At 65.6% G+C, this 22,349-nt stretch carries 25 protein-coding genes and 1 pseudogene; 17 read left to right on the top strand and 9 right to left on the bottom strand.

What is annotated here, in order from left to right:
• A pseudogene (locus tag LY44_RS18025) lies at positions 1–563 on the bottom strand (hypothetical protein); the annotation flags it as partial.
• Between the two features lie 157 nt (positions 564–720).
• Complete coding sequence (locus LY44_RS13435; RefSeq protein ID WP_013065933.1) at positions 721–1,164, bottom strand: NUDIX domain-containing protein; 444 nt, start codon at positions 1,162–1,164, stop codon at positions 721–723.
• Between the two features lie 93 nt (positions 1,165–1,257).
• On the opposite strand from LY44_RS13435, the gene hslO reads away from it, so the two are divergent.
• The 6 genes from hslO to LY44_RS13465 all read left to right on the top strand — a co-directional run bounded on the left by hslO (position 1,258) and on the right by LY44_RS13465 (position 7,766).
• Positions 1,258–2,271 (top strand): Hsp33 family molecular chaperone HslO, encoded by a 1,014-nt coding sequence (gene hslO / locus LY44_RS13440; protein WP_055211175.1) that lies wholly within the window; start codon positions 1,258–1,260, stop codon positions 2,269–2,271.
• Positions 2,264–2,857: an NUDIX hydrolase gene (locus LY44_RS13445; protein WP_055211173.1), complete on the top strand. Its 594-nt coding sequence runs from the start codon at positions 2,264–2,266 to the stop codon at positions 2,855–2,857. Before hslO ends, LY44_RS13445 begins: the two co-directional genes overlap by 8 nt.
• On the top strand, positions 2,854–4,008 hold the full coding sequence (locus tag LY44_RS13450; protein ID WP_055211171.1) for a CCA tRNA nucleotidyltransferase: 1,155 nt from the start codon (positions 2,854–2,856) through the stop codon (positions 4,006–4,008). The genes LY44_RS13445 and LY44_RS13450 overlap by 4 nt, the downstream gene beginning before the upstream one ends.
• 50 nt (positions 4,009–4,058) lie before the next feature.
• Complete coding sequence (locus tag LY44_RS13455; RefSeq protein WP_055211169.1) at positions 4,059–5,909, top strand: ABC transporter ATP-binding protein; 1,851 nt, start codon at positions 4,059–4,061, stop codon at positions 5,907–5,909.
• Between the two features lie 50 nt (positions 5,910–5,959).
• Positions 5,960–7,183 carry a class I SAM-dependent RNA methyltransferase gene (locus LY44_RS13460; RefSeq protein WP_055211167.1) on the top strand — a complete coding sequence of 408 codons (1,224 nt, stop codon included), beginning with the start codon at positions 5,960–5,962 and terminating at the stop codon, positions 7,181–7,183.
• A gap of 79 nt (positions 7,184–7,262) precedes the next feature.
• Complete coding sequence (locus LY44_RS13465; protein WP_055211165.1) at positions 7,263–7,766, top strand: L,D-transpeptidase family protein; 504 nt, start codon at positions 7,263–7,265, stop codon at positions 7,764–7,766.
• A gap of 63 nt (positions 7,767–7,829) precedes the next feature.
• Here LY44_RS13465 and LY44_RS13470 read toward each other — a convergent pair whose 3' ends face one another.
• Complete coding sequence (locus tag LY44_RS13470) at positions 7,830–8,339, bottom strand: CAP domain-containing protein (protein ID WP_055211163.1); 510 nt, start codon at positions 8,337–8,339, stop codon at positions 7,830–7,832.
• Positions 8,340–8,499: 160 nt separating this feature from the next.
• Here LY44_RS13470 and LY44_RS13475 point away from each other — a divergent pair, with 160 nt between their 5' ends.
• Positions 8,500–9,111 carry a L,D-transpeptidase gene (locus LY44_RS13475; protein ID WP_055211161.1) on the top strand — a complete coding sequence of 204 codons (612 nt, stop codon included), beginning with the start codon at positions 8,500–8,502 and terminating at the stop codon, positions 9,109–9,111.
• Positions 9,112–9,181: 70 nt separating this feature from the next.
• Here the strand turns inward: LY44_RS13475 and hemH are convergent, their stop codons facing one another.
• Together hemH and LY44_RS13485 are read right to left on the bottom strand one after the other, a co-directional pair.
• Positions 9,182–10,237: a ferrochelatase gene (gene hemH, locus LY44_RS13480; protein ID WP_055211159.1), complete on the bottom strand. Its 1,056-nt coding sequence runs from the start codon at positions 10,235–10,237 to the stop codon at positions 9,182–9,184.
• Between the two features lie 97 nt (positions 10,238–10,334).
• Complete coding sequence (locus LY44_RS13485) at positions 10,335–11,150, bottom strand: methyltransferase domain-containing protein (RefSeq protein WP_055211158.1); 816 nt, start codon at positions 11,148–11,150, stop codon at positions 10,335–10,337.
• 34 nt (positions 11,151–11,184) lie between these two features.
• Here LY44_RS13485 and LY44_RS13490 point away from each other — a divergent pair, with 34 nt between their 5' ends.
• Genes LY44_RS13490 through LY44_RS13505 form a run of 4 tightly spaced genes read left to right on the top strand, consistent with a single transcriptional unit; the run spans position 11,185 to position 13,478 of the window.
• A complete protein-coding gene (locus LY44_RS13490) occupies positions 11,185–11,922 on the top strand; it encodes a ComF family protein (RefSeq protein WP_055211156.1) in 738 nt (245 codons plus the stop codon).
• Positions 11,923–11,953: 31 nt separating this feature from the next.
• Entirely contained in the window at positions 11,954–12,211 is a 258-nt protein-coding gene (gene grxC / locus LY44_RS13495; RefSeq protein ID WP_055211154.1) for a glutaredoxin 3, read from the top strand.
• Positions 12,211–13,041 carry a carbon-nitrogen hydrolase family protein gene (locus LY44_RS13500; RefSeq protein WP_055211152.1) on the top strand — a complete coding sequence of 277 codons (831 nt, stop codon included), beginning with the start codon at positions 12,211–12,213 and terminating at the stop codon, positions 13,039–13,041. Before grxC ends, LY44_RS13500 begins: the two co-directional genes overlap by 1 nt.
• Positions 13,038–13,478: a MarR family winged helix-turn-helix transcriptional regulator gene (locus LY44_RS13505; protein ID WP_013065947.1), complete on the top strand. Its 441-nt coding sequence runs from the start codon at positions 13,038–13,040 to the stop codon at positions 13,476–13,478. Before LY44_RS13500 ends, LY44_RS13505 begins: the two co-directional genes overlap by 4 nt.
• A gap of 196 nt (positions 13,479–13,674) precedes the next feature.
• Here LY44_RS13505 and LY44_RS13510 read toward each other — a convergent pair whose 3' ends face one another.
• The 3 genes from LY44_RS13510 to LY44_RS13520 all read right to left on the bottom strand — a co-directional run bounded on the left by LY44_RS13510 (position 13,675) and on the right by LY44_RS13520 (position 15,990).
• Positions 13,675–14,778 (bottom strand): site-specific DNA-methyltransferase, encoded by a 1,104-nt coding sequence (locus LY44_RS13510; RefSeq protein WP_055211150.1) that lies wholly within the window; start codon positions 14,776–14,778, stop codon positions 13,675–13,677.
• Positions 14,779–14,887: 109 nt separating this feature from the next.
• Positions 14,888–15,523 (bottom strand): ribonuclease HII, encoded by a 636-nt coding sequence (locus LY44_RS13515; RefSeq protein WP_055211148.1) that lies wholly within the window; start codon positions 15,521–15,523, stop codon positions 14,888–14,890.
• Between the two features lie 77 nt (positions 15,524–15,600).
• Positions 15,601–15,990 (bottom strand): hypothetical protein, encoded by a 390-nt coding sequence (locus LY44_RS13520; protein ID WP_055211146.1) that lies wholly within the window; start codon positions 15,988–15,990, stop codon positions 15,601–15,603.
• A 172-nt stretch (positions 15,991–16,162) separates the two neighbouring features.
• Between LY44_RS13520 and LY44_RS13525 the strand changes: the two genes are divergently transcribed.
• The 6 genes from LY44_RS13525 to mog all read left to right on the top strand — a co-directional run bounded on the left by LY44_RS13525 (position 16,163) and on the right by mog (position 21,465).
• Positions 16,163–16,444, top strand: a complete 282-nt coding sequence (locus tag LY44_RS13525; protein ID WP_111396033.1) for a hypothetical protein — start codon at positions 16,163–16,165, stop codon at positions 16,442–16,444.
• Complete coding sequence (locus LY44_RS13530) at positions 16,422–17,120, top strand: hypothetical protein (RefSeq protein WP_055211144.1); 699 nt, start codon at positions 16,422–16,424, stop codon at positions 17,118–17,120. The genes LY44_RS13525 and LY44_RS13530 overlap by 23 nt, the downstream gene beginning before the upstream one ends.
• Before the next feature lie 86 nt (positions 17,121–17,206).
• Positions 17,207–18,301, top strand: coding sequence for a carboxynorspermidine decarboxylase (locus LY44_RS13535; protein ID WP_055211142.1), 1,095 nt, complete (start codon positions 17,207–17,209; stop codon positions 18,299–18,301).
• Between the two features lie 46 nt (positions 18,302–18,347).
• Positions 18,348–19,583: a saccharopine dehydrogenase family protein gene (locus LY44_RS13540; RefSeq protein ID WP_055211139.1), complete on the top strand. Its 1,236-nt coding sequence runs from the start codon at positions 18,348–18,350 to the stop codon at positions 19,581–19,583.
• Positions 19,584–19,711: 128 nt separating this feature from the next.
• Positions 19,712–20,941: an argininosuccinate synthase gene (locus LY44_RS13545; RefSeq protein ID WP_055211137.1), complete on the top strand. Its 1,230-nt coding sequence runs from the start codon at positions 19,712–19,714 to the stop codon at positions 20,939–20,941.
• On the top strand, positions 20,938–21,465 hold the full coding sequence (gene mog / locus LY44_RS13550; protein ID WP_055211135.1) for a molybdopterin adenylyltransferase: 528 nt from the start codon (positions 20,938–20,940) through the stop codon (positions 21,463–21,465). Before LY44_RS13545 ends, mog begins: the two co-directional genes overlap by 4 nt.
• Positions 21,466–21,586: 121 nt before the next feature.
• Here the strand turns inward: mog and ubiG are convergent, their stop codons facing one another.
• Positions 21,587–22,330 carry a bifunctional 2-polyprenyl-6-hydroxyphenol methylase/3-demethylubiquinol 3-O-methyltransferase UbiG gene (gene ubiG / locus LY44_RS13555; protein WP_055211134.1) on the bottom strand — a complete coding sequence of 248 codons (744 nt, stop codon included), beginning with the start codon at positions 22,328–22,330 and terminating at the stop codon, positions 21,587–21,589.
• Positions 22,331–22,349 lie beyond the last annotated feature (19 nt).

The following is a 22,349-nucleotide window of genomic DNA, read 5'->3' on the forward strand; positions in this document are numbered from 1 at the left end:
TCCGTGGGATCGGTCGGATCCGTGGGATCGGTCGGGCTGGTGGGGTCGGTCGAACCGCTGTCGCCGCCGCCGGCAAGGCCGAGGCCGGCCAGACCGGCCGCAGCCCAGCCAAGCGGCCCCAGAGCCAGCGCGGCCGGGGCAAAGTTCGCCATGCCGGTGACATCATCCCCGGCCGGGCCCAGGATGTCATCGCCGTCAAGGAAGGCCAGCTGTTCGTTCGGGCTCCATTTCCCCATCACTTCGGGGGTGCCGTAATCGGCATAGATCACCCCGTTGCCGCCCTCTTCAAGCGCCACCGCGGTCAGTTCCCCGTCCGAAGAGATGTAAAGCTCGCCCCGCGCGGGATAGAAGCCGGAGAGGGTGATGGTGCGCCCGTCGACCAGAATGATCTGGAGGTCGTCGCCGTCCCGCATGTATTTCAGGATACTGGTCTTGCTCAGGTTCAGCGAAATCTCGTCGCCAACCCCCACCTGAACGAAATCGCTTGCGCCCTCACCGGCGACAAAGCCACGGGAAATACCGCCCATAGTATCACGGACGGCAAAGTCGACAGACTTCACCATTATACTGCTCCGCCTCGAACATGACCCGGCTCTTTTGGCCGGCTTCTAACTGCTATATTTCGAATACCTCAAAATTGACACAATGACTAGCGATAACTGTGAACGCTTCGGCGGGTTTGGGTTGCAAAAGCCGGTCATTGCAGTGTTTTCGCAACACTCAGCCCAGATTTCGCAGAACTTTCGCCATGAAGTGCCGGTCCCCGGAATTGCTCAGCGCGGCCAGCGCCTCGGCGCCCGACATCCAAAAGGCGGTATGGCCCGGTTCGCTCGGCGGGCCGCGGCGCAGCGCCGGACGCGCCAGATAGATGTGGCAGACCTTCTCGGCCCAGCGGTCGTATTCCGGCATGTAGGTGAAGCGCCGATAGGCCCCCAGCCGCCGATGCCCGGTGATCGACCAGCCGGTCTCCTCGAACACTTCGCGGTTCAGCGCCGTCAGCGCGCCCTCGCCCGGATCGATGCCGCCGCCGGGCAGCTGGAATTCCGGCTTCGGCTCGGCCTGATGCGTCAGCAGGAAGCGGTCGCCCCGCATCAGCACCGCATAGGCCCCCGGCCGCAGCCTGTAGCGCTGCCCCGCCACCACCTGTTCGCCAAACCGCCGCATTTTCGCACATCCTCTGTTGGGGGAACCGGTTGCCCCGCCTATATAGGCACGATATGCCAGCCCAAGGGCTGCTCGAAAACCCCCGGGAACCAGATGACACCGCTTTCGCAAATCGCTTGGGACGATACCGTCCTGCCGTTCCAACTTGACCGCTCGGATGTGCGCGGCCGCATCGCCCGCCTCGATGGCGTGCTGGAAGACGTGCTGCGCCAGCACGACTACCCCGCCATCGTCGAAGGGCTGGTGGCGGAAATCGCCCTGCTCACGGCGCTGATCGGGCAGACGATGAAACTGCGCTGGAAGCTCTCGCTGCAGGTGCGCGGCAAGGGGCCGATCCGGATTCTGGCCACCGATTATTACGCCCCCGAGACCGAGGGCGGCCCGGCCCGCATCCGCGCCTGGGCCAGTTTCGACCCGGCCCGGCTGGAGGAGGACGCCGATCCCTTCAGCCAGATCGGCGAGGGTTATCTGGCGGTGATGATCGACCAGGGCGAGGGCACGCTGCCCTATCAGGGCATGACCCCCTTGGCCGGGGGCTCGCTTTCGGCCTGTGCCGAGACCTATTTCGCCCAGTCCGAACAGCTGCCGACCCGGTTCCAGCTGGCTTATGGCCGTTCGACCGAGGTCGGTCAGGCCGAACGCTGGCGGGCCGGTGGCGTGATGCTGCAGATGATGCCCTCCTCGCCTGTTGCCGCGCGCGACGGCTCGGGCGAGGGCGGTCTTCTGCGCCATGCCGACATCCTGGCCGGGGCCGAGGACGAGAACTGGACCCGCGCCAATGTGCTGCTGGATACGGTCGAGACGATGGAGCTGATCGGCCCCTCGGTCGGGCTGACGAACCTGCTGGTGCGGCTCTTCAACGAGGAAGTGCCGCGGGTCTATGATCCGGTGCCGGTGCGCTTCGGCTGCACTTGTTCGGCCGATCGGGTCCGCACCAGCCTGTCGATCTATTCCGCCCGCGATCTGCGCCACATGACCACCGCCGAGGGCACGGTGACCGCCGATTGCCAGTTCTGCGGCGCGCATTACGTGTTCGATCCGTTGACGCTGGGCTTCGAGGCGGTGAAGAACCCCGATGGCAGCCCGAAAGAGGCGGCGGATGGCTGACGGCTTCGCGCCCCTCCTTGCCGCTCTGGCAAGGCCGGGGCGGCCGTCGTCGGATTTCGACCTGAACCCCGGGACCGCGCTGCCCGAGGGCCGTGTGTTGTGGCCCGCGGGGGTTCTGCTGGTCTTCGAAGAGACGCCTGCGGGGCTGCGGCTTTATCTGACCAAACGCGCCTCGCATCTGCGCCACCACCCGGGGCAGATCGCCTTTCCGGGCGGCAAGGTCGAGCCGGGCGATGCGGGCCCGGTGGCAGCGGCGCTGCGCGAAGCCGAGGAGGAAATCGGCCTGCCGCGCCACGCGGTCGAGATCCTCGGCACGCTCGACCCGCATGAGACGGTGACCGGCTTTCTGGTCACCCCGGTTCTGGCGCGGCTGACCGCCCCCTTCACCCCGCGCCCCGACCCGTCCGAGGTCGAGGCGGTGTTCACCATTCCCTTCTCGCATCTGGTTTCCGGCCGGTTCAGGGTCGAAAGCCGCCACTGGCGCGGCGGGATGCGGCAGTATTATGTGGCGCCCTTCGGGCCGCATTACATCTGGGGCGCCACCGCGCGGATGCTGCGGGCGCTGATCGACCGGATGGGCCGATGAAGATCGCGGGCGACTGGCTGACGGCGGGTCATGTGCAAAAGGTGCTGGCGATGCTGTCGGGCGGCGGGCATCAGGCGCTGCTGGTCGGCGGCTGCGTGCGCAATGCGGCTCTGCTCCAGCCGGTTGCCGATATCGACATCGCCACCGACGCCCCGCCCGAGCGGGTGATCGCGCTGGCAAGGAACGCCGGGCTGAAGCCGGTGCCGACGGGCATTGACCATGGCACGGTGACGGTCGTTGCCGATCACATCGGCCACGAGGTCACCACCTTTCGCCGTGATGTCGAGACCTTCGGCCGCCATGCCACCGTGGCTTTTTCGACCGATCTGCGCGAAGACGCGGCGCGGCGCGATTTCACCATGAACGCGCTTTATGCGACGGCCGATGGCACGGTGCTGGATCCCTTGGGCGCGGGGCTGGCCGATCTGGCCGCGCGACGGCTGCGCTTTGTCGGCGACCCCGCGCAACGGATCACCGAGGATTATCTGCGCATCCTGCGCTTCTTCCGGTTCACCGCCTGGTATGGCGACCCCGATCAGGGGATGGATGCCGAGGGTCTGGCCGCCTGCGCCGCGTTTTCCGCCGGAATAGAGACGCTTTCGCGCGAACGCATCGGCCATGAGATGCGCAAGCTGCTGTCTGCCCCCGATCCCGCCCCCGCCGTGGCGGCGATGGCGGCAAGCGGCGTGCTGGCGCAGGTGCTGCCCGGGGCCGAGGCCCGGTTTCTGGCGCCGCTCGTGCATCTGGAAGGCTCTGTTCCGCCTGATCCGCTGCGGCGGCTGGCCTGTCTTGGCGGCGAAGACCCCGCCGAGCGGCTGCGGCTCTCGAAAACCGAGGCCCGCCGGCTGGAGCAGCTGCGCGCGGCTTTGGGCGATCCGGGTTCGGAGGCCGAACTGGGCTATCGTTACGGCGCCGAGACGGGCCGCGATGCGCTGCTGATCCGCGCCGCCGCGCTGGGGCAGGACATCTCCGATTTCAGCCGGAACAGGGTCGCATTCGGCGCCGCGCAGCGCTTCCCGGTGACGGCTGCCGATCTGATGCCCGCGCTTGCCGGACCGGCCCTTGGCGCGCGGCTGAAAGCGCTGGAAACCCGCTGGATCGCCTCGGGCTTCTCGCTTTCGCGTGAGGCGCTGCTTGCCGCGGACGGCTGAGCTTTCCCTTTCCTCTTCGCCCGCTATATTCGAAGACGAAAGGAATTCCGATGATCGACGCCTTCCTGCCTGCCGAGGGCCCGCCGCCCTCGCGTTTGACCCCGTTTCTGCGCTGGTGCCTGAAGGGCGCCTGGCCTGCCGTCTGGATGGCCGGGGCGGCTTCGGCTTTGGCGGGCTCGATGGAGGTGGGGGCGGCCTGGCTTCTGGGGCTGGTCATCGATTCTGTCGTCGGCGCCGATCCGGCGGGCTATGCCGGGCAGCATCTGTGGCTGCTTTTCGCCTTCGTCATCTTCTATCTGGTGATCCGGCCAGCGGCCTTTGGGCTTTCGACCTGGACGACGAACATGCTGGTGGCGCCGAATGTGATGCCGCAGGTTCTGTCGCGATTGCACCGCTGGACGATGGGCCATTCGGTCACCTTCTTCGACAACGACTTTGCCGGGCGCATCGCGCAAAAGCAGATGCAGACCGCCCGCGCCGTCACCGATGTCGTCTCGGAAGTCATCGGCACGGTCTTTTTCGCGCTCGCCTCGATCATCGGGTCGGTGGTGCTTTTGGCCGGAATAGACACCTGGGGGGCGCTGGCGCTGGCGCTTTGGCTGGTGTTCTACCTGCTCCTGATCCGGGCCTTCCTGCCGCATGTGCGGGGCCGGTCCAAGGCCCGCGCTTCGGCGCGGGCGATGGTGACGGGGCAGGTCGTCGATACGATCACCAACATCAAGACGGTGAAGCTTTTCGCCCATGCCGATCACGAGGACCAGGTGGCGCTGGGCGCGATGGAGGGGTTTCGCACCGCCACACGGCGGTTCGGCGTCACCTCCACCTGGTATCGGCTGAGCCAGATCACCTTTTCCGGCCTGTTGCCGATCCTTCTGGTCGGCGGTGCGATGCTGATGTGGCGCAAGGGCGCCGCGACGCCGGGCGACATTGCCGCGGCGGGCGCCGTGGCGATGCGGATCGCGCAGATGTCGGGCTGGGTGTCGCAATCGCTGATGGCGCTGTGGTCGAACATCGGCGAGGTCGAGGACGGCATGCGCACCCTCACCCCCGCCCATGCGATCACCGATGCCGAAGGCGCGCAGGCGCTGGGCCGGGTGCGGGGCGAGGTCCGCTTCGATCAGGTCAGCTTCGCCTATGGCCGCGAAAAGGGCGGTATCGACGGCGTCGATCTGACGATCAAACCGGGGGAACGGATCGGCATCGTCGGCGCCTCGGGGGCGGGGAAATCGACGCTGGTCGCGCTGCTTTTGCGGCTCTATGACACCGAAAAGGGCCGGGTGATGATCGACGGGATCGATCTGCGCGATGTCACGCAGGAAAGCCTGCGCCGCAATATCGGCATGGTCACGCAGGAAACTGCGATGTTCAACCGCTCGGCGCGGGAAAACATTCTGTACGGTCGTCCCGATGCCACGGATGCCGAGATGATCGCCGCGGCAAAGGCCGCCGAGGCGCATGAGTTCATCGAAGGCCTTGTCGATCACACCGGCAAGACCGGCTATGACGCGGCCTTGGGCGAGCGGGGCGTGAAGCTGTCGGGCGGGCAGCGGCAGCGCATCGCGCTGGCGCGGGCGTTTTTGAAGAACGCCCCCATTCTGGTGCTCGACGAGGCGACCTCGGCCTTGGACAGCGAGGTCGAGGCGGCGATTCAGCAGGCGCTCGGACGGGTGATGGAGGGCAAGACCGTGCTGGCGATCGCGCACCGGCTGTCCACCATCGCGGAAATGGACCGGATCGTCGTGCTGGATCAGGGCCGGATCGTCGAAGAAGGCAGCCATGCCGAGCTTCTGGCGCAGAACGGGCTTTATGCCCGCTACTGGAACCGGCAATCGGGCGGCTTCCTTGGCACCGAGGAGGAAGAGGCCGAAGAGCCGCTTTCGGGCATCGAGGCCGCGCAATAGGCTTGGCGGGGCGGGGCCCATCGGCTAAGCGGGGCCAAAGGAGCCCGCCCATGTCCCTCACCATCGACCGTCTGTCCCTGCTTGCCGATGGCGTCGCCCACGGGCTTGATGGCACCGTGCATGTGGCGATGGCGCTGCCCGGCGAAGTGATCGAGGGCACAGTCGAAAACGGCCGCATCGCCGCGCCGTCGATCCTCACGCCCTCCCCCGACCGGGTCAAGGCGCCCTGTCCGCATTATCGCGCCTGTGGCGGCTGTCTTTTGCAGCACGCGTCCGAAAGCTTCGTCGCGGGCTGGAAGGCGCAGGTGGTGGAAACCGCGCTGGCCGGGCGGGGCATTGCGGCGCGGGTCGCGCGCGTCGAAACCTCGCCCGAGTTTTCGCGCCGTCGCGCCACCTTTTCCGGGCGGCGCACGAAGAAAGGCACCTTGGTCGGCTTTCACGCCCGCGCTTCGGATACGGTGGTGGAGGTGCCGCAGTGCCGGATCCTGCGGCCGGAACTGCTGGCCGTGCTGCCCGCGCTGAACGCGATGACGGCGGCGGGGGCCTCGCGCAAGGGCGAGATTTCCTTTGCGGTGACGCTGTCGGAGGCCGGGCTGGAAGTGGCGGCCAAGGGCGGCAAGGAGATGGAGCCCACGCTGTTTCAGACCCTTGCGGGCCTGGCCGAACAGCAGGATTTCGCCCTGCTGAGCTGGGAGGCCGAGACCGTCGCCGCCCGCCGTCCGGCGCTGCAGAGCTTTGGCGCCGCCCGGGTCAATCCGCCGCCCGGGGCGTTCTTGCAGGCCACCGCCGCGGGCGAGGCGGCCTTGGTCGCCTTTGTCCGTGAAAGCACCCGGGGGGCCTTGAAGATTGCCGATCTTTTCGCCGGTTGCGGCACCTTTGCCCTGCCGCTGGCGGCCGCGGCCGAGGTTCATGCGGTCGAAAGCGAGGCCGCGATGCTGATGGCGCTCGACAAGGGCTGGCGCGGGGCGCAGGGCCTCAAGCTGCTGACCCACGAGGCCCGCGATCTGTTCCGTCGCCCGCTGCTTCCTGACGAGATCGACCGCTTCGACGCCGTGGTGATCGATCCGCCGCGGGCGGGCGCCGAGGCGCAGGTGGCCGAGATCGCCGCGTCAAAGCTGCGCAACCTGACCTATGTGTCCTGCAACCCGGTGACCTTTGCCCGCGATGCCGAAAAGCTGGTGCAGGCGGGCTTTGCGCTGGCGGACGTGATCGTGGTCGATCAGTTCCGCCACTCGGCGCATATCGAGCTTGCAGCAAGCTTCCGGCGCACGTAAGGCCATCGCGCCCGGCCTGATTTCTTGTTAGGCTGGGCGCAACGATAACACCAAACTACCGGCAGCACACAGGCACGTCATGCACCGTCGCACGCTTCTTCTGGGGCTTTCCAGCCTCACCCTTCTGGCCGCTTGCGGCGGCGATTCCGCGAAATTCCGCAACTATTCCGGGCCCAAGGTCACCCAGATCCAGGTCTTCAAGAAAAAGCGGAAGATGTTCCTCTTCATCGGCGACGATGTGGTGCGGAAATACAGGATTTCTCTCGGGAACCGGCCGGTTGGCACGAAGCGCTTCGAGGGCGACGGCAAGACCCCCGAGGGGCTTTACCACATCTCGATGCACAATCCGAATTCGGCCTATCACCTGTCGCTGCGGGTCTCTTATCCCAATGCCCAGGATGTGGCCTATGCCGAGGAACGCGGCCGCAAGCCGGGCGGCGACATCATGATTCACGGCCAGGGGCGGAAATACCGCGGCCGCCGCGATGACTGGACGGCAGGCTGCATCGCGGTGACCGATGACGAGATCGAGGAAATCTTCGCGATGGTGCCGAATGGCACGCCGATCTTCATCTTCCCCTGATCCGATCCCCGGACAGGCAAAAGGCCCCCGCGGGGGCCTTTTTCGTCTTTGGCGCCGCCGGACTTACTGGCCGGTGACCATCGTCCACCAGATCTTGCCCGAGGGCTCCTGATACCAGGAAAAGCCCATCTGCGTCGCCGCCGGGTTCAGGATCACGTCGCGGGTGTCGGCCAGACCCATCCAGGCCGAGAGCGTCTCGGTCTCGGTCTCGTAGGTCTCGGAGATGTTCTCGCCGAGGAACTGGCCCATGAAGCCCGCGCGCTGCACGCGCTGCAGCGGCGAGGACCCGTCCGAGCCCCAGTGCCAGGGCCGGTTCTGGTCGGCCATGTCGCGGGAATGCCGTTCGGCGGCCGCGGTCAGCGCCGGGTTCAACGCCACCGGCGCGGTGCCGCGGGCGGCGCGCAGCGTGTTCATGGCCTCGACAACCCGCACCGGGATTTCCTTCGCATCGCCCTTGGAGATGCGATACATCTTCGGCAGCGGCTTGCCATCGGGGCCGATCTGTTCGCCGGAAGTGGTGCAGGCTGCCAAGGCAAGGCTGGCCGAAACAAGCAGGACGGTAGCGCGGATCATGGGTTCCCCTCGGATTTGAGCGGTGCCTTACACCGCCGCGCAGGGCGGCGCAAACCCACAGTTGCGTGAAACCCCACAATGACGCCGGTTTGATTTGCACCTGCGGCGCAGCCGTCTTATGGAGGCGCCCTGAATCGTTCACGCCCTACGGAGTTCACCCATGTCGGATGCGCGCAAGATGCTCGATCGCCGTTCCTTCCTCGGCACCGCCGCATTTGCCGGGGCCTCGCTTGCCGCGCCTGCGGTGCTCGCCCAGGCTCTGCCGGATACCGGTCTCGAGCAGCGCGAGGAAAGCGCGAACACCAACATGCGGCGCAACATCTCGAGCTTCCGCGAGCTGGACTGGAAGCCCTATTTCTCGAACACGAAGAACGGCATCATCCTGGTCGACACGATCTCGCGGGCGCTGCATTTCTGGTCCGAGGACGAGTCTGTCTACAAGCTTTACCCGACCTCGGTGCCGGTGTCCGAAGAGCTGACCCGCCGTGGCCGCACCGAGATCATCCGCAAGGTGAAGAACCCGACCTGGTCGCCGACGCCCTCGATGAAGCAGCGCAACCCGGAATGGCCTGATTTCGTCGAAGCCGGTCCCGACAATCCGCTGGGCACGCGCGCGCTTTACCTCAGCTGGCAGTATTACCGCATCCACGGCACCCATGACACCCGCAAGATCGGCCGCAAGTCGTCGAACGGCTGCATCGGCCTGTTCAACCAGCATGTCGAGGAACTGTTCGAACTGGCGCAGGTCGGCACCCAGGTCGTGCTGATCTGAGACCCGGGTCATCGGCAAGGCAAAGGGGGCCCGCGGCCCCCTTTTTCATGTCCGGTTGCGGCCGGGCGGATCAGTCGATCCAGCCCGCCAGATTTTCCTCGACCACTTCCAGCAGCGCGGCGATGTGCAGATCGTCATCATTCAGACAGGGCACATAGGTGAAGCTTTCGCCGCCCGCATGCTCGAAGGCCTCGCGGATCTCGCCGTTGATTTCTTCCAGCGTCTCGATGCAATCGGCGGAAAAGGCGGGGGAAATCACCGCGATGTTCTTCTTGCCCGCTTCCGCCAGCTGCACCACATGTTCAACCGTATAGGGGCGCAGCCATTCCTCGGTGCCGAAGACGGACTGAAAGGTGGTGTCGATCGAATCCGGCCCCCAGCCCAGCCGTTCGCGCAACAGCCGCGAGGTCTTCTGGCATTGGCAATGATAGGGGTCGCCCTCGCGGTGATAGCGCTTGGGCATCCCGTGATAGGAGGCCACCAGCACATCGGGACGGGTGTCGAGCGTCGCATAGACCCGTTCGACCGAACTGGCCAGCGCCTCGATATAGCTGGGCCTTGCGAAATATTCCGGCACGGTGCGGGCGGCGGGCTGGCGCTTGACCTGCATCAGCGCGCGGAAGAACTGATCATTCGCCGTGGCCGAGGTGGCGCCCGCATATTGCGGGTAAAGCGGCAGGAACAGGATGCGTTCGCAGCCCTGCGCCAGCATGTCATCCAGCACGTCACGCGTCGAAGGGTTGCCGTAACGCATGCAGAAATCGACCACCACATTGCCCGCGCCATAGCGCGTCTCGACCGCGGCGCGCAGCTTGTGCACCTGATCGCGGGTGATCGTCATCAGGGGGCTTTCGTCACGTTCCTCGTTCCAGATCGAGCGATAGTTGTTGCCCGAGGTGAAGGGCCGCTTCGACAGGATGATCAGCTGCAGAAGCGGCTGCCATTTCCAGATCGGATAGTCGATCACCCGCCGGTCGGACAGGAATTCGTTCAGATAGCGCCGCATCGACCAGTAGTCGGTGGCGTCGGGCGTGCCGAGATTGGCCAAAAGCACGCCGACACGCGGCACCGGCACCGGCGGATGGTCGGCGGGGGCGTGCGAAAGGATGCGGTTGGCAATCGTCATGACTTGTCCTGATGGCTGTCCGGTCCCGGAGGTATAGCTTTTTCATTTGGGGTCAATGAAAAGCTGAACAATATCCTTGTGCAAGGATTGCGCGACCTTACCCCTGCGACGTTTTGCCCAGAACTTCGGTCAGGGAACAGGCGGCCGAGCCCGGGCGCAGCGGTTTTTGCTGGCTTTCATGCGGTTTCCAGCCGGTCAGCCAGACCATGTCGAAACTGGCCCGCACCCGCCCCTCGGCGTCGGAGAAATGCTGCGCGTAACGGGCGAGCGCCTGCAGCAGCACCGCGCGCGGGGTGAATTGCCGCCGCCGCGCGCCCAGCGCATTCGTCTCGCCCATCGCGCGCAGGTCGTGCAAAAGCCGCAGCGGATCGCCATAGCTGACCCGGCGCAGCAGGCTGTCGGCCACCGGCAGCGCCAGACCGGCGCGTTGCAACAGCGCCCCCAGATCGCGGATCTCGCCCATCGGCAAGACGCGCGGCGAGAGACCGCCGGTCACCTCCACCTCGGCCTCGGCCAGAACCGCGCGCAGCTCGGACAGGGTCTGGCCACCGAACAGCACGGCGATGAACAGCCCGTCGGGCCGCAGCGCCCGGGCGCATTGCACGATCTGGCCCACCGGATCTTCGGCCCAATGCAGGCACATCGCATGCACCACCAGATCATGCGCCTCGGGGGCGAGATCGAGCACCTCCTCGTCGGCGACGATCTTCGCGCCGGGCAGAATTTCTGCCCAAGGTTGCAAAAAAGGTGTCACCACAGCCGCAGATGTAAAGGTTCTGTTAACCTCGTTCAGTCTCTCCTGCAGGTCGACGGCGGCGTCGTCGTGCAGGAACAGCTCGGGCCCGAGGCTTCGGGCGCGGGCACGATGGCGCAAAAGGGCGGTGCGGTCGGTCAGGCGAGGGGATTGGGTCATGGTCAGCGCGAAAGATAGGGCGGTTCGTCCGCAGATGCCAGATGCCGTGCGGTCGGCCTTGCGGCTCGCCTTGCACACGGTGTTTCCGCCGCGCTGCCTCTGTTGCGGTGCCGCGGTCGGCAGCGATGCGGGCCTGTGCGGTCCGTGCTGGCGCGAGACCAGTTTCATCTCGGGCACGGTCTGCGATTGCTGCGGCACGCCGCTGCCGGGCGAGGATGCGGGGCCGGTGCTCTGCGACGATTGTCTTGCGCAACCGCGGCCCTGGGCGCGGGGGCGGGCGGCCTTTCTTTATGCGGGCACCGGGCGGAAACTGGTGCTGCAGCTGAAGCACGCCGACCGGCTGGATCTGGTGCCGCCGCTCGCCGGGATGCTGGCGCGGGCGGTCGTGCCGATCCTGCGGCCGAAGATGCTGGTGGCGCCGGTGCCGCTGCACCGGCTGCGGCTGTTGCGGCGCAAGTTCAACCAGTCGGCGCTGCTGGCGCAGGCGCTGGCGCGGGACTGCGGGCTGGTCTGTCTGCCCGACCTGTTCCTGCGCACCCGGCCCACCGCGGCGATGGAGGGGATGACCCGCGCCGAACGCCGGGCCAATCTGGACGGCGCGATTGCGGTCACCCCAAAACATCTGGACCGGATCCGCGGCAAGCATCTTCTGCTGATCGACGACGTGCTGACCTCGGGGGCGACGCTGGAAGCCACGGCCGAGGCGGCGCTGGCCGCAGGCGCGGCCAGGGTTTCGGTCGCGGCTCTGGCCCGCGTTGCGCGCGACGGCTGAAGCCCTTACCTTGGGGGCAGAAGGAGCCCCCATGAAACGCGTCGAAATCTACACCACCCGCACCTGCCCCTATTGCCTGGCCGCCAAGGAGCTGCTGACCGCCAAGGGCGCAGCCTTCGAGGAAACCGATGTCGGCGCCGATCCGGCCTTGCGGGCCGCGATGCGGGATCGCGCGAACGGCCGCCATACCGTGCCGCAGATCTTCATTGGCGGTGTGCATGTCGGCGGCTGCGACGACCTGCATGCGCTGGACGCCGCGGGCAAGCTTGACCCGATGCTGGCGGATTGATGCGCGCCGCTCTGGTCCAATTGTCGGTGACCGATGATCCGGCGGCGAACCTGCCGGTGACGGTCGATTTCATCCGCCAAGCCGCGGCCGCGGGCGCGGGGTTTGTGCTGACGCCGGAATGCACCAATCTTCTGTCCTCGGACCGGGCGCATCAGCGCGCGGTGCTGGCGCATGAAGACGAGGATGCGACGCTGTCCGCCCTGCGCGCCGAAGCCGAGCGTCTGGGCATCTGGCTGCTGATCGGCTCGCTGGGGCTGAAGACTCATGACCCGGACGGCCGCTTTGCTAACCGCTCGTTCCTGATCGGGCCTTCGGGGCAGATCGTCGCGCGCTATGACAAGATCCACATGTTCGACGTCGATGTCAGCCCGACCGAACGGTATCGCGAATCCGAGGCCTACCGGCCGGGCACCCGCGCCGTGCTGGCCGAGGCCGGTTTCGCGCGGATCGGCATGGCGATCTGCTACGACCTGCGGTTTCCGCAGCTCTTCCGCAGGCTCGCGCAGGCGGGGGCGGATGTGCTGACCCTGCCCGCCGCCTTCAACGACACCACGGGGGCGGCGCATTGGGAAAGCCTGATCCGGGCGCGGGCGATTGAAAACACCTGTTTCGTGCTGGCCCCGGCGCAATGCGGCACCCATGCGGCCCATGCCGGAAAACCGCGCCGCACCCATGGCCACAGCCTGGCCGTCGCGCCCTGGGGCGAGGTGCTGGCCGATGGCGGCACGGAACCGGGGGTGACTCTGGTCGATCTGGACCTGACCCGGGTGGCCGAGGCCCGCGCCCGCGTGCCCTCGATCACCCATGACCGCGGGTTTGACGGGCCATGAGCGATCCGACCGACCCGCTTGCCGCTGCGCTTTTCGCCGAGGTCTTCATGGCCGATCAGCTGGCGCGCAACGTGGTCAGCCGGGCGCTGCCGAAGGGGATGGAAATCTCGCATTTCTCGGTGCTCAACCATCTGGCCCATATCGCCGAGGAACGCACGCCTGCGCAATTGGCCGCGACCTTCCATGTCACCCGTGGCGCGATGACCAACACGCTGTCGAAACTGGTCTGGGCGGGCCATGTGCATATCCGCCCCGACTGGGACGACGCGCGGCGCAAGTTCGTGGCGATCTCGCCCGCGGGGCGGCAGGCGCGCGATGCGGCGCTGGCCTCCTTCATGCCGGTGATCGCCGATGTGGTGCGCGACATCGGCGCCGACAAAGTCCGCGCCGCCTTGCCCGTGCTGCGCGAATTGCGGCTGCGGCTCGAGGAAAGCTGAGGTCGGACGGGGGGCTTTCCGCCCCCCGCCCCCCCGCCCGGACTCATCGAACATATTTGGACCAAGAAAAAGCGAGGCGGTTTTTTCTTGGTCCAAATACGCAAACTCAAAACCAAAAAGGCCCCGCCGGCGAACGGCGGGGCAAGGTCGTGCCTTGGACGCATCGTCCAGACACCGGCGGTAACCGTTTGATCTTTCAGTTCATCTCGGCGCGGATCTGCTGGCGCAAAAGGTCGATCGGCACCATCTTGCCGTCGCGCTTGAAGTGCCAGTAGGTCCAGCCGTTGCAGCTGGGCGCACCTTCCAGATGGGCGCCGACCTGATGGATCGAGCCCTTCACGTCATTGCCGACCAGCGTGCCATCGGCGCGGACCTTCGCCTTGAAGCGATTGCCGATCGAATACAGCTCCTCGCCCGGGCGCAGCATGCCGCGTTCGACCAGCTGGCCAAAGGGCACGCGCGGCTCGGCGCGTTTCGAGCCGGTGATCTCCAGCGCCTCGCGGTCGAATTTGCGCACCTTGTCGATGCGCTTGCGGGCGGCCTCGCGATAGGCTTCCTCACGCTCGATGCCGATGAAGTCGCGGCCGAGCATCTTCGCCACCGCGCCCGTCGTGCCGGTGCCGAAGAACGGATCAAGCACCACATCGCCCGCATTCGTCGTGCCCAGAATGATCCGGTGCAGCAGGCTTTCGGGTTTTTGCGTCGGATGCGCCTTGTCGCCCGCGTCGTCCTTGAGCCGTTCGTTGCCGGTGCAGATCGGCAGCACCCAGTCCGAGCGCATCTGGATGCCCTCGTTCAGCGCCTTCAGCGCCTCGTAGTTGAAGGTGTATTTCGCGCCTTCGGATTTGCTGGCCCAGATCAGCGTCTCATGCGCATTGGTCAGCCGCTTGCCGCGGAAATTCGGCATCGGGTTCGACTTGCGCCACACGACATCATTCAGGATCCAGAAGCCCTGGTTCTGCAGCTCGGCGCCCAGACGGAAGACGTTGTGGTAAGACCCGATCACCCAGATCGCGCCATTGGGCTTGAGGATGCGTTTCGCCGCCGCCAGCCAGTCGCGGGTGAAGGTGTCGTAGTGATCGAAGCTGCCGAACTGGTCCCAGGCGTCATCCACCGCATCGACCTTGGAATTGTCCGGCCGGTGCAGATCGCCGCGCAGTTGCAGGTTGTAGGGCGGGTCGGCAAAGATCAGATCGACGCTTGCCTCGGGCAAGCTGTTCATCATCTCGATGCAGTCGCCCGCAAGTATTTCATTGAGCGGAAGCGCCGCCTGCGGCTTCCGCGTCTCGGATTTGCTCATGTCTGCCTCATTCTGCCCGTTCGGGTCTTGCCCATGGGTCGCCAGCTTGTGCCGGTCTGTGCGTGCAAAAATGAGTCAAAGATGAATCGTCGTCAATTTCTTTTTTGAATCAACGGGTTACAGAAATGTCTTGGCACAAGATGTTGTGCACGGGCTTGAAGGAACGCCTATGAACGGGGGTGACCCCAAAATCTAGAAGCGCCTGCAGATGGTCCCTGGTCGGGTAGCCCGCGTTCCTCTCCCAGCCGTAGCCCGGGTATTGTTGCGCCAAATCCACCATCAGCGCATCGCGCACTTCCTTGGCCAGAATCGAGGCGGCGGCGATCGAGACCGACCTTGCATCGCCCTTCACGATCGCCTCGGCGGAGATCGTCAGCGCCTTCGGCAGCCGGTTGCCGTCGATCAGCACGTGATCGGGCGGGGTTTTCAGCCCCTCGATGGCGCGGATCATCGCCAGATGGCTGGCCTGCAGGATGTTGAGCGCGTCGATTTCCGCGACCGAGGCATGGGCGACGGACACCTCTGCCGTGGCGGTGATCTGCGCCACCAGCGCGGCGCGGCGCTTCGCGGAGAGCTTCTTCGAATCATTCAGGCCGTCGGGGAGGCGGGAGAGATCAAGCACCACGGCGGCGGCGGTGACCGGGCCGCAGAGCGGGCCGCGGCCGACCTCGTCGACGCCTGCGATGCGGGTGAAGCCGCGGGCAAGCGCGGCCTGTTCGAAACTGCTGTCGGGTGCGGTGCTCATGGCGTCGGTGTGGCGCCTGATGCCGCGGATGGCAACGAAAAAGGCGCGAGGTTTCCCCCGCGCCACGGCGCCCCGGCCTAGCGGTTGTAATAGCGCCAATCGTCCGGGCCCCAGGCCTGCGGCGGCGGACGGCGATCGCGGCGATGCCCGCGGCGGTCGTTGCAGCCGGGGGAATGTTCCTCGATCCGGCGGCCATGGCGGTCGTACCAGACCTCGACCCGGCAATCGTCGGCGCGGCGATGATCGGGGTAGCCGCGCGGCCGCGGCGGTTGCGGCGGCGGGCGGTGGTCGCGGCGGGAGTCGTTGCCATCGGCGATGGCGGCCAGCACGCCCAGACCGACGATCAGGCCCAGCGCGGCCCGGTCGCGGTCGTTCATCGCATTGGCGGGCGTGGCCGAAATCCCCGTCAGCGCGACGGCACCGGCAAGCACGGCGGCGGTCAGGCGCGGGAAGGCGAAGGCGGTCATGGCAGGGATCCTTTAAAGGCGGGCCGGGTTCGGCAAGGGCCCGCGGTTTGCCTGTGGCGACCATGGGGGCCGCCCCCGCCGCAGCGCAATATCAGCCGCTTGTTATCGGATATCCGCCGCGAAAATCCCTTTGGTTCTTGCATGTCACGGCCCGCCCGGGCAGCCTGCGGCGATGATGAAGACCCTGCTCCTCTCCCTCCTGCTTCTGGCCGCCGCCCCGGCGCAGGCGCAATGTTTCGCCTCGTGGAAGGCGAAGCAGGATGCGCCCCTGCGGCTGATCTATGGCGTCTCCGAAGTGCCCGATGCCGCCTGTTCGAAAAAGGCCGCCAAGGCGGAGCTGGCGCCGCGGCTGGCGGCGGGCGGCTGGACGCTGCTGACGGTGGTTTCGGTTTTCGGCCCCGAGGGGCTCGAACAAAGAAAGGTCAGTTCCGGTGCATTCTTCCTCCGTTACTGAGGGGCTGAAGACCGGCTCGCGGGCGCTGATCTGGGGGGTGGTGGCGATCGGCCTGGCCCTTGCGGCGGCGGCGGCCTTCCTGTTCCTGTCGCTGCCCGACAGCAATGCCTTCGATGCGCGGGTCGAGCAGATCTTCGTGCAAAACGACGTGCTGACCAACCCGACGCAGCTGCGGCTGCTGGAGGTGCTGGCGTCGTCCTCGAACACCTTCGCCGACATGCTGCATTCCTATCGGGTGATCATCTTCATCCTGCTGGTCTTTGCGATGGTGCTGATGGTGGCGGCGCTGGTGCTTTTGGTAGTGATCCTTGGTCTGAACCGGCGGATGAGCGCGATTCAGCGCACGGGCATCGAGGTGCAGTCCTTGCGCATCCTGCGCGCCGAAAATGCGGTGATGCTGAACGACATGGTCTTCACCCTGACGCCCGCGGCGATCGAGACGCTCGCCGTTCTGGCCGAAGCGCGGATGGATGACGAATGGCTGACCGGCGCACGGATCGAATCGGTGATCTCGGGCCGCCCCGAGGGCGATTGCGAGGAAGCCGCCGGGGCCACCCGGATCAAGCGGCTGCGCGATGCCCTGGGCAATGCGCTGGTGTCGGAACTGCTGGTGCGCAATGTTTCACGCAAGGGTTACACGCTCGGCGTAGCGAAGGAGCGGCTGCGGGTGGACTGACCCCTTGCCCCCGTTCGGCGAATTCTGTTGCGCGGGGGGGGAGGGGGTCCTATATCCCGGCTTCACTTTCGCGCGGGGGGGCGCCCATGATTCCGACACCCTTCTACCTGATCGACGAGACGGCGCTTTTGCAGAACCTGCAAAAGATCGACCTGTTGCGCGAAGCCTCGGGGGCCAAGGCGCTTTTGGCGCTGAAATGTTTCGCCACCTGGTCGGCCTTCGACATCATGCGCCCGCATCTGGATGGCACGACGTCGTCGTCGCTTTACGAGCTGCGGCTGGGGCGCGAGAAATTCGGCAAGGAAACCCATGCCTATTCGGTAGCCTGGTCGGATCGCGAGATCGACGCGGCCTGTTCTTATGCCGACAAGATCATCTTCAATTCGGTCGGCCAGCTGACCCGCTTTGCCGAACCCTCGCAGGACATCCAGCGCGGGGTGCGGCTGAACCCGCGCTTCTCGACCTCGGGTTTCGACCTGGCCGATCCGGCGCGGCCGTTCTCGCGGCTGGGCGAATGGGACGTGACGAAGCTTTTGGGCGTTGCCGATCTGATCTCCGGTGTGATGATCCATTACAACTGCGAGAACCGCGATTTCGCGCTGTTCGATGAGCAGCTGGGCCGGATCGAGCGGGAATTTGCGCCGCTGCTGGAAAAGCTGGACTGGGTTTCACTGGGCGGCGGCATCCATTTCACCGGCGAGGGCTATCCGCTGGAAGAATTGGCGCAGCGGCTGAAAGCCTTCTCGGATCGGTTCGGGGTGCAGGTCTATCTGGAACCCGGGGAAGCCTCGATCACCAAATCGACGACGCTTGAGGTCACGGTTCTCGATCTGCTCGACAACGGCAAGCAACTGGCCATCGTCGACAGCTCGATCGAAGCCCATATGCTCGATCTGCTGATCTATCGCGAAAGCGCGAAGCTGCCGCAGGAGGGCGACCACGCCTATCAGATCTGCGGCAAATCCTGCCTTGCGGGCGACATTTTCGGCGAGGCACGCTTCCCTGCGCCCTTGAAAGTGGGCGACCGCATTTCCGTGGCCGATGCCGCGGGCTACACCATGGTGAAGAAGAACTGGTTCAACGGCGTCAACATGCCCTCGATCGCGATCAAGCGCGCTTCGGGCCAGATCGATCTGATCCGCGAGTTCACCTATGAGGATTACCTCTCATCCCTGTCCTGAGGGGCTGATCGCCCCCTTCCCTGTCTCGTGAAAGGAGCCAGAAGAAGTGAAGAAGAACGTGCTTATCATCGGTGCCGGTGGCGTCGCGCAGGTGGTTGCCCACAAATGCGCGCAACACAACGACATTCTGGGTGACCTGCACATCGCATCGCGCACAGCCGCGAAATGCGACGCCATCATCGCCTCGGTGCATGCGAAGAACGCGATGAAGGTGCAAGGCACGTTCAAGGCCCATGCCGTCGATGCGATGGACACGGCGGCGGTGGCGGATCTGATCCGCGAAACCGGTGCGCAGATCGTCATCAACGTCGGCTCCTCCTTCGTCAACATGACGGTCTTGCAGGCCTGCATCGAAACCGGCGTCGCCTATATGGACACGGCGATCCACGAAGACCCGAAGAAGATCTGCGAAACCCCGCCGTGGTATGGCAACTACGAATGGCGCCGCCGCGAGGCCTGCAAGGCCGCCGGTGTCACCGCCATTCTGGGCGTCGGCTTCGATCCGGGCGTGGTGAATGCCTATGCCCGTCTGGCCGAGGAAGAGTTCCTCGACACGATCGAGAGCATCGACATCGTCGATATCAACGCCGGATCGCACGGGCGCTGGTTCGCGACCAACTTCGACCCCGAGATCAACTTCCGCGAATTCACCGGCACGGTCTATTCCTGGCAAAAGGGCGCCTGGCAGACGAACACCATGTTCGAAGTGGGCAAGGAATGGGATCTGCCGGTGGTGGGCACGCAGAAAGCCTATCTCACCGGCCATGACGAGGTGCATTCGCTCTCGGCCCGGTATCCGCAGGCGGATGTGCGCTTCTGGATGGGCTTTGGCGATCATTACATCAACGTCTTCACCGTGCTGAAGAATCTGGGCCTGCTCTCGGAAAAGCCGGTGAAAACCGCCGAGGGGCAGGAGGTGATCCCGCTCAAGGTGGTGAAAGCCGTGCTGCCCGATCCGGCCAGCCTTGCGCCCGATTATGTGGGCAAGACCTGCATCGGCGACGTGATCCGCGGCACGAAAGACGGCAAACCGGCCGAGGTCTTCATCTACAACGTCGCCGACCACAAGGAAGCCTTCGAAGAGGTGGGGAGCCAAGGCATTTCCTACACCGCGGGCGTGCCGCCGGTCGCCGCCGCGATCCTGATCGCCAAGGGCATCTGGGACGTCGGCCAGATGGCCAATGTCGAAGAGCTGCCGCCGCGGCCCTTCCTCGAACTTCTGGGCGAGATGGGCCTGCCGAACCGGGTCATCGACGCCAGCGGGCAAGACCGGCCTATCTGAGCCCCCCGACCAGATCGAAGACACCCCGGGCCGCATCGGTCCGGGGTTTTGCTTTCCCCCCTTGGCCCCTTGAGATACGGGCGAAAACGCACTAGACCCGCGCGAAACCGCAGTTCCGGAGGCTCCTCATGTCTGCTCCCAAGAAAGTCGTGCTTGCCTATTCGGGCGGCCTCGACACCTCGATCATCCTGAAATGGCTGCAGACCGAATACGGCTGCGAGGTCATCACCTTCACCGCCGATCTGGGGCAGGGCGAAGAGCTGGAACCGGCCCGCGCCAAGGCCGAGCTGATGGGGATCAAAAAGGAAAACATCCACATCGTCGACGTGCGCGAGGAATTCGTGCGCGACTTCGTCTTCCCGATGTTCCGGGCCAATGCGCTGTATGAGGGGCTTTATCTGCTCGGCACCTCGATCGCGCGGCCGCTGATCTCGAAACATCTGGTCGAGATCGCGCAAAAGCACGGCGCCGATGCGGTGGCGCATGGCGCGACCGGCAAGGGCAACGATCAGGTGCGCTTCGAACTGTCGGCGGCGGCGCTCGACCCGTCGATCCGGGTGATCGCGCCCTGGCGGCTGTGGGATCTGACCTCGCGCACGAAGCTTCTGGAATTCGCCGAAGCGAACCAGATCCCGATCGCCAAGGACAAGCGCGGCGAGGCGCCCTTCTCGGTCGATGCGAACCTGTTGCACACTTCGTCGGAAGGCCGCGTGCTGGAAGACCCGGCGCAGGAATTCCCGAACTACGTGCTGCAGCGCGTCGTGCCGGTCGAAGAGGCCCCGGATCAGGCCGAGATGGTGGAAATCACCTTCGAGCGCGGCGATGCCGTCGCGATCAACGGCGAGGCGATGTCGCCCGCGACGATCCTGGCGAAGCTGAATGATCTGGGCGGCAAGCATGGCGTCGGCGTGCTGGATCTGGTGGAAAACCGCTTCGTCGGCATGAAATCGCGCGGTGTCTATGAAACCCCCGGCGGCACGATCCTGCTGGAGGCCCACCGCGGCATCGAGCAGATCACGCTGGATGCGGGCGCCGGTCACCTCAAGGACAGCATCATGCCGCGCTATGCGGAGCTGATCTACAACGGCTTCTGGTTCAGCCCCGAACGCGAGGCGCTGCAGGCGCTGATCGACAAGACGCAGGAGCATGTCTCGGGCACGGTGCGGGTCAAGCTTTACAAGGGCAAGGCCTCGACCGTCGCGCGCTGGTCGGATCACAGCCTTTACAGCGAAAAGCACGTCACCTTCGAGGAAGACGCGGGCGCCTACGATCAAAAGGACGCGGCGGGCTTCATTCGTCTGAACGCGCTGCGGCTGCGCCTGATTGCCACCCGCAACGCGCGCGTGGCGAAGAAATGACCGCACGGGTTGCCATCGTCACCGTCTCTGACCGCGCCTCGCGCGGGGAGTATGAGGACAGGGGCGGGCCGGGCTGCGAGGACTGGCTGAGGGGTGTCGTCACGACACCCCTTTCCATTTCCCGGGTGATCATCCCGGACGGCCGCGACAGCGTCGCCGATTGCCTGCGCGGCTTCGTGACCGAGGGCGTCGATCTGATCCTGGTCACCGGCGGCACCGGCCCCGCGCCGCGCGACGAGACGCCCGAAGGCGCGGCGCAGGTGATCGAAAAGGAGCTGGCCGGTTTCGGCGAGGAGATGCGCCGGGCAAGCCTGCTCGAGGTGCCGACGGCGATCCTGTCGCGGCAGACGGCGGGGATTGCGGGCAAGAGCCTGATCCTCACGCTCCCGGGCAACCCGCGCGCGATTGCGACCTGTCTGAATGCGGTCTTTGCCGCGGTGCCCTATTGCCTTGATCTGATCGGGGCGGGGCATATCGACACCGATCCGGCAAAGATCGCGGCCTTTCGCCCGAAGATGACGTAAGAAGGGGGCGCTGCCCCCTCTGGCTTCGCCATTCACCCCCGGGATATTTGAGGCAAGATGAAACAAGCCTCTTTCATCTTGCCTCAAATATCCCGGGGGTCTGGGGGCAGCGCCCCCAGCCTTAGCGTTTCACGCAGGCGGCGGCGTAGTTCACGCTGAGGTCACGCGACGACAGTGACCAGCTCCAGCCCAAGGGATTGAACACCATTCCCTTGCGGTCGATCGGATCAAGCCCCGCCTTGCGCATCAGCTCGTAAAGCTCGTCCGGCGTCACGAATTTCGACCAGTCATGCGTGCCCACCGGCAGCCAGCGCATCACCCGCTCGGCGCCGAAGATCGCCATGACATAGCTTTTCGGGTTGCGGTTCAGCGTCGACATGATCATCAGCCCGCCCGATTTGAGCAAAGCCGCGCAGGTGTCGGTGAAGCCTTGCGTATCGGCGACATGTTCGATGATCTCCATCGCCAGCACGATGTCGAAGCGCTCGCCCGCCGCCGCCAGATCCTCGGCGGCGCAGTTGCGGTAATCGATCGTCAGGCCGGATTGCTCGGCATGGAGTTTCGCCACCGGAATGTTCTTGGGCGCGGCATCGGCGCCGACCACGGTCGCGCCCAGCCGCGCCATCGGTTCCGCCAGAAGCCCGCCGCCGCAGCCGATATCCAGAAGCCGCAGCCCCTCGAAGGGCTTGGGCGCGCGCAGATCGCGGCCGAACTGCGCCGCAATCTGGGTGGTGATATAGTCCAGACGGCAGGGGTTCAGCATGTGCAGCGGCTTGAACTTGCCGTTCGGGTCCCACCACTCGGCCGCCATCGCCTCGAATTTCGCCACCTCGGCGGGGTCGATTGTCTTCCTTGCGGTTTCCATGCCATCCTCCGGTCAACTT

The sequence above is a fragment of the Rhodobacter capsulatus genome (genome assembly GCF_003254295.1).
Lineage (GTDB): Bacteria > Pseudomonadota > Alphaproteobacteria > Rhodobacterales > Rhodobacteraceae > Rhodobacter > Rhodobacter capsulatus.

Bases quoted from the DNA above. Each gene is read 5' to 3' on its own strand.
- LY44_RS13435 (WP_013065933.1), bottom strand. From the start codon at position 1,164: ATGCGGCGGTTTGGCGAACAGGTGGTGGCGGGGCAGCGCTACAGGCTG.
- hslO (WP_055211175.1), top strand. From the start codon at position 1,258: ATGACACCGCTTTCGCAAATCGCTTGGGACGATACCGTCCTGCCGTTC.
- LY44_RS13445 (WP_055211173.1), top strand. From the start codon at position 2,264: ATGGCTGACGGCTTCGCGCCCCTCCTTGCCGCTCTGGCAAGGCCGGGG.
- LY44_RS13450 (WP_055211171.1), top strand. From the start codon at position 2,854: ATGAAGATCGCGGGCGACTGGCTGACGGCGGGTCATGTGCAAAAGGTG.
- LY44_RS13455 (WP_055211169.1), top strand. From the start codon at position 4,059: ATGATCGACGCCTTCCTGCCTGCCGAGGGCCCGCCGCCCTCGCGTTTG.
- LY44_RS13460 (WP_055211167.1), top strand. From the start codon at position 5,960: ATGTCCCTCACCATCGACCGTCTGTCCCTGCTTGCCGATGGCGTCGCC.
- LY44_RS13465 (WP_055211165.1), top strand. From the start codon at position 7,263: ATGCACCGTCGCACGCTTCTTCTGGGGCTTTCCAGCCTCACCCTTCTG.
- LY44_RS13470 (WP_055211163.1), bottom strand. From the start codon at position 8,339: ATGATCCGCGCTACCGTCCTGCTTGTTTCGGCCAGCCTTGCCTTGGCA.
- LY44_RS13475 (WP_055211161.1), top strand. From the start codon at position 8,500: ATGTCGGATGCGCGCAAGATGCTCGATCGCCGTTCCTTCCTCGGCACC.
- hemH (WP_055211159.1), bottom strand. From the start codon at position 10,237: ATGACGATTGCCAACCGCATCCTTTCGCACGCCCCCGCCGACCATCCG.
- LY44_RS13485 (WP_055211158.1), bottom strand. From the start codon at position 11,150: ATGACCCAATCCCCTCGCCTGACCGACCGCACCGCCCTTTTGCGCCAT.
- LY44_RS13490 (WP_055211156.1), top strand. From the start codon at position 11,185: ATGCCAGATGCCGTGCGGTCGGCCTTGCGGCTCGCCTTGCACACGGTG.
- grxC (WP_055211154.1), top strand. From the start codon at position 11,954: ATGAAACGCGTCGAAATCTACACCACCCGCACCTGCCCCTATTGCCTG.
- LY44_RS13500 (WP_055211152.1), top strand. From the start codon at position 12,211: ATGCGCGCCGCTCTGGTCCAATTGTCGGTGACCGATGATCCGGCGGCG.
- LY44_RS13505 (WP_013065947.1), top strand. From the start codon at position 13,038: ATGAGCGATCCGACCGACCCGCTTGCCGCTGCGCTTTTCGCCGAGGTC.
- LY44_RS13510 (WP_055211150.1), bottom strand. From the start codon at position 14,778: ATGAGCAAATCCGAGACGCGGAAGCCGCAGGCGGCGCTTCCGCTCAAT.
- LY44_RS13515 (WP_055211148.1), bottom strand. From the start codon at position 15,523: ATGAGCACCGCACCCGACAGCAGTTTCGAACAGGCCGCGCTTGCCCGC.
- LY44_RS13520 (WP_055211146.1), bottom strand. From the start codon at position 15,990: ATGACCGCCTTCGCCTTCCCGCGCCTGACCGCCGCCGTGCTTGCCGGT.
- LY44_RS13525 (WP_111396033.1), top strand. From the start codon at position 16,163: ATGATGAAGACCCTGCTCCTCTCCCTCCTGCTTCTGGCCGCCGCCCCG.
- LY44_RS13535 (WP_055211142.1), top strand. From the start codon at position 17,207: ATGATTCCGACACCCTTCTACCTGATCGACGAGACGGCGCTTTTGCAG.
- LY44_RS13545 (WP_055211137.1), top strand. From the start codon at position 19,712: ATGTCTGCTCCCAAGAAAGTCGTGCTTGCCTATTCGGGCGGCCTCGAC.
- mog (WP_055211135.1), top strand. From the start codon at position 20,938: ATGACCGCACGGGTTGCCATCGTCACCGTCTCTGACCGCGCCTCGCGC.
- ubiG (WP_055211134.1), bottom strand. From the start codon at position 22,330: ATGGAAACCGCAAGGAAGACAATCGACCCCGCCGAGGTGGCGAAATTC.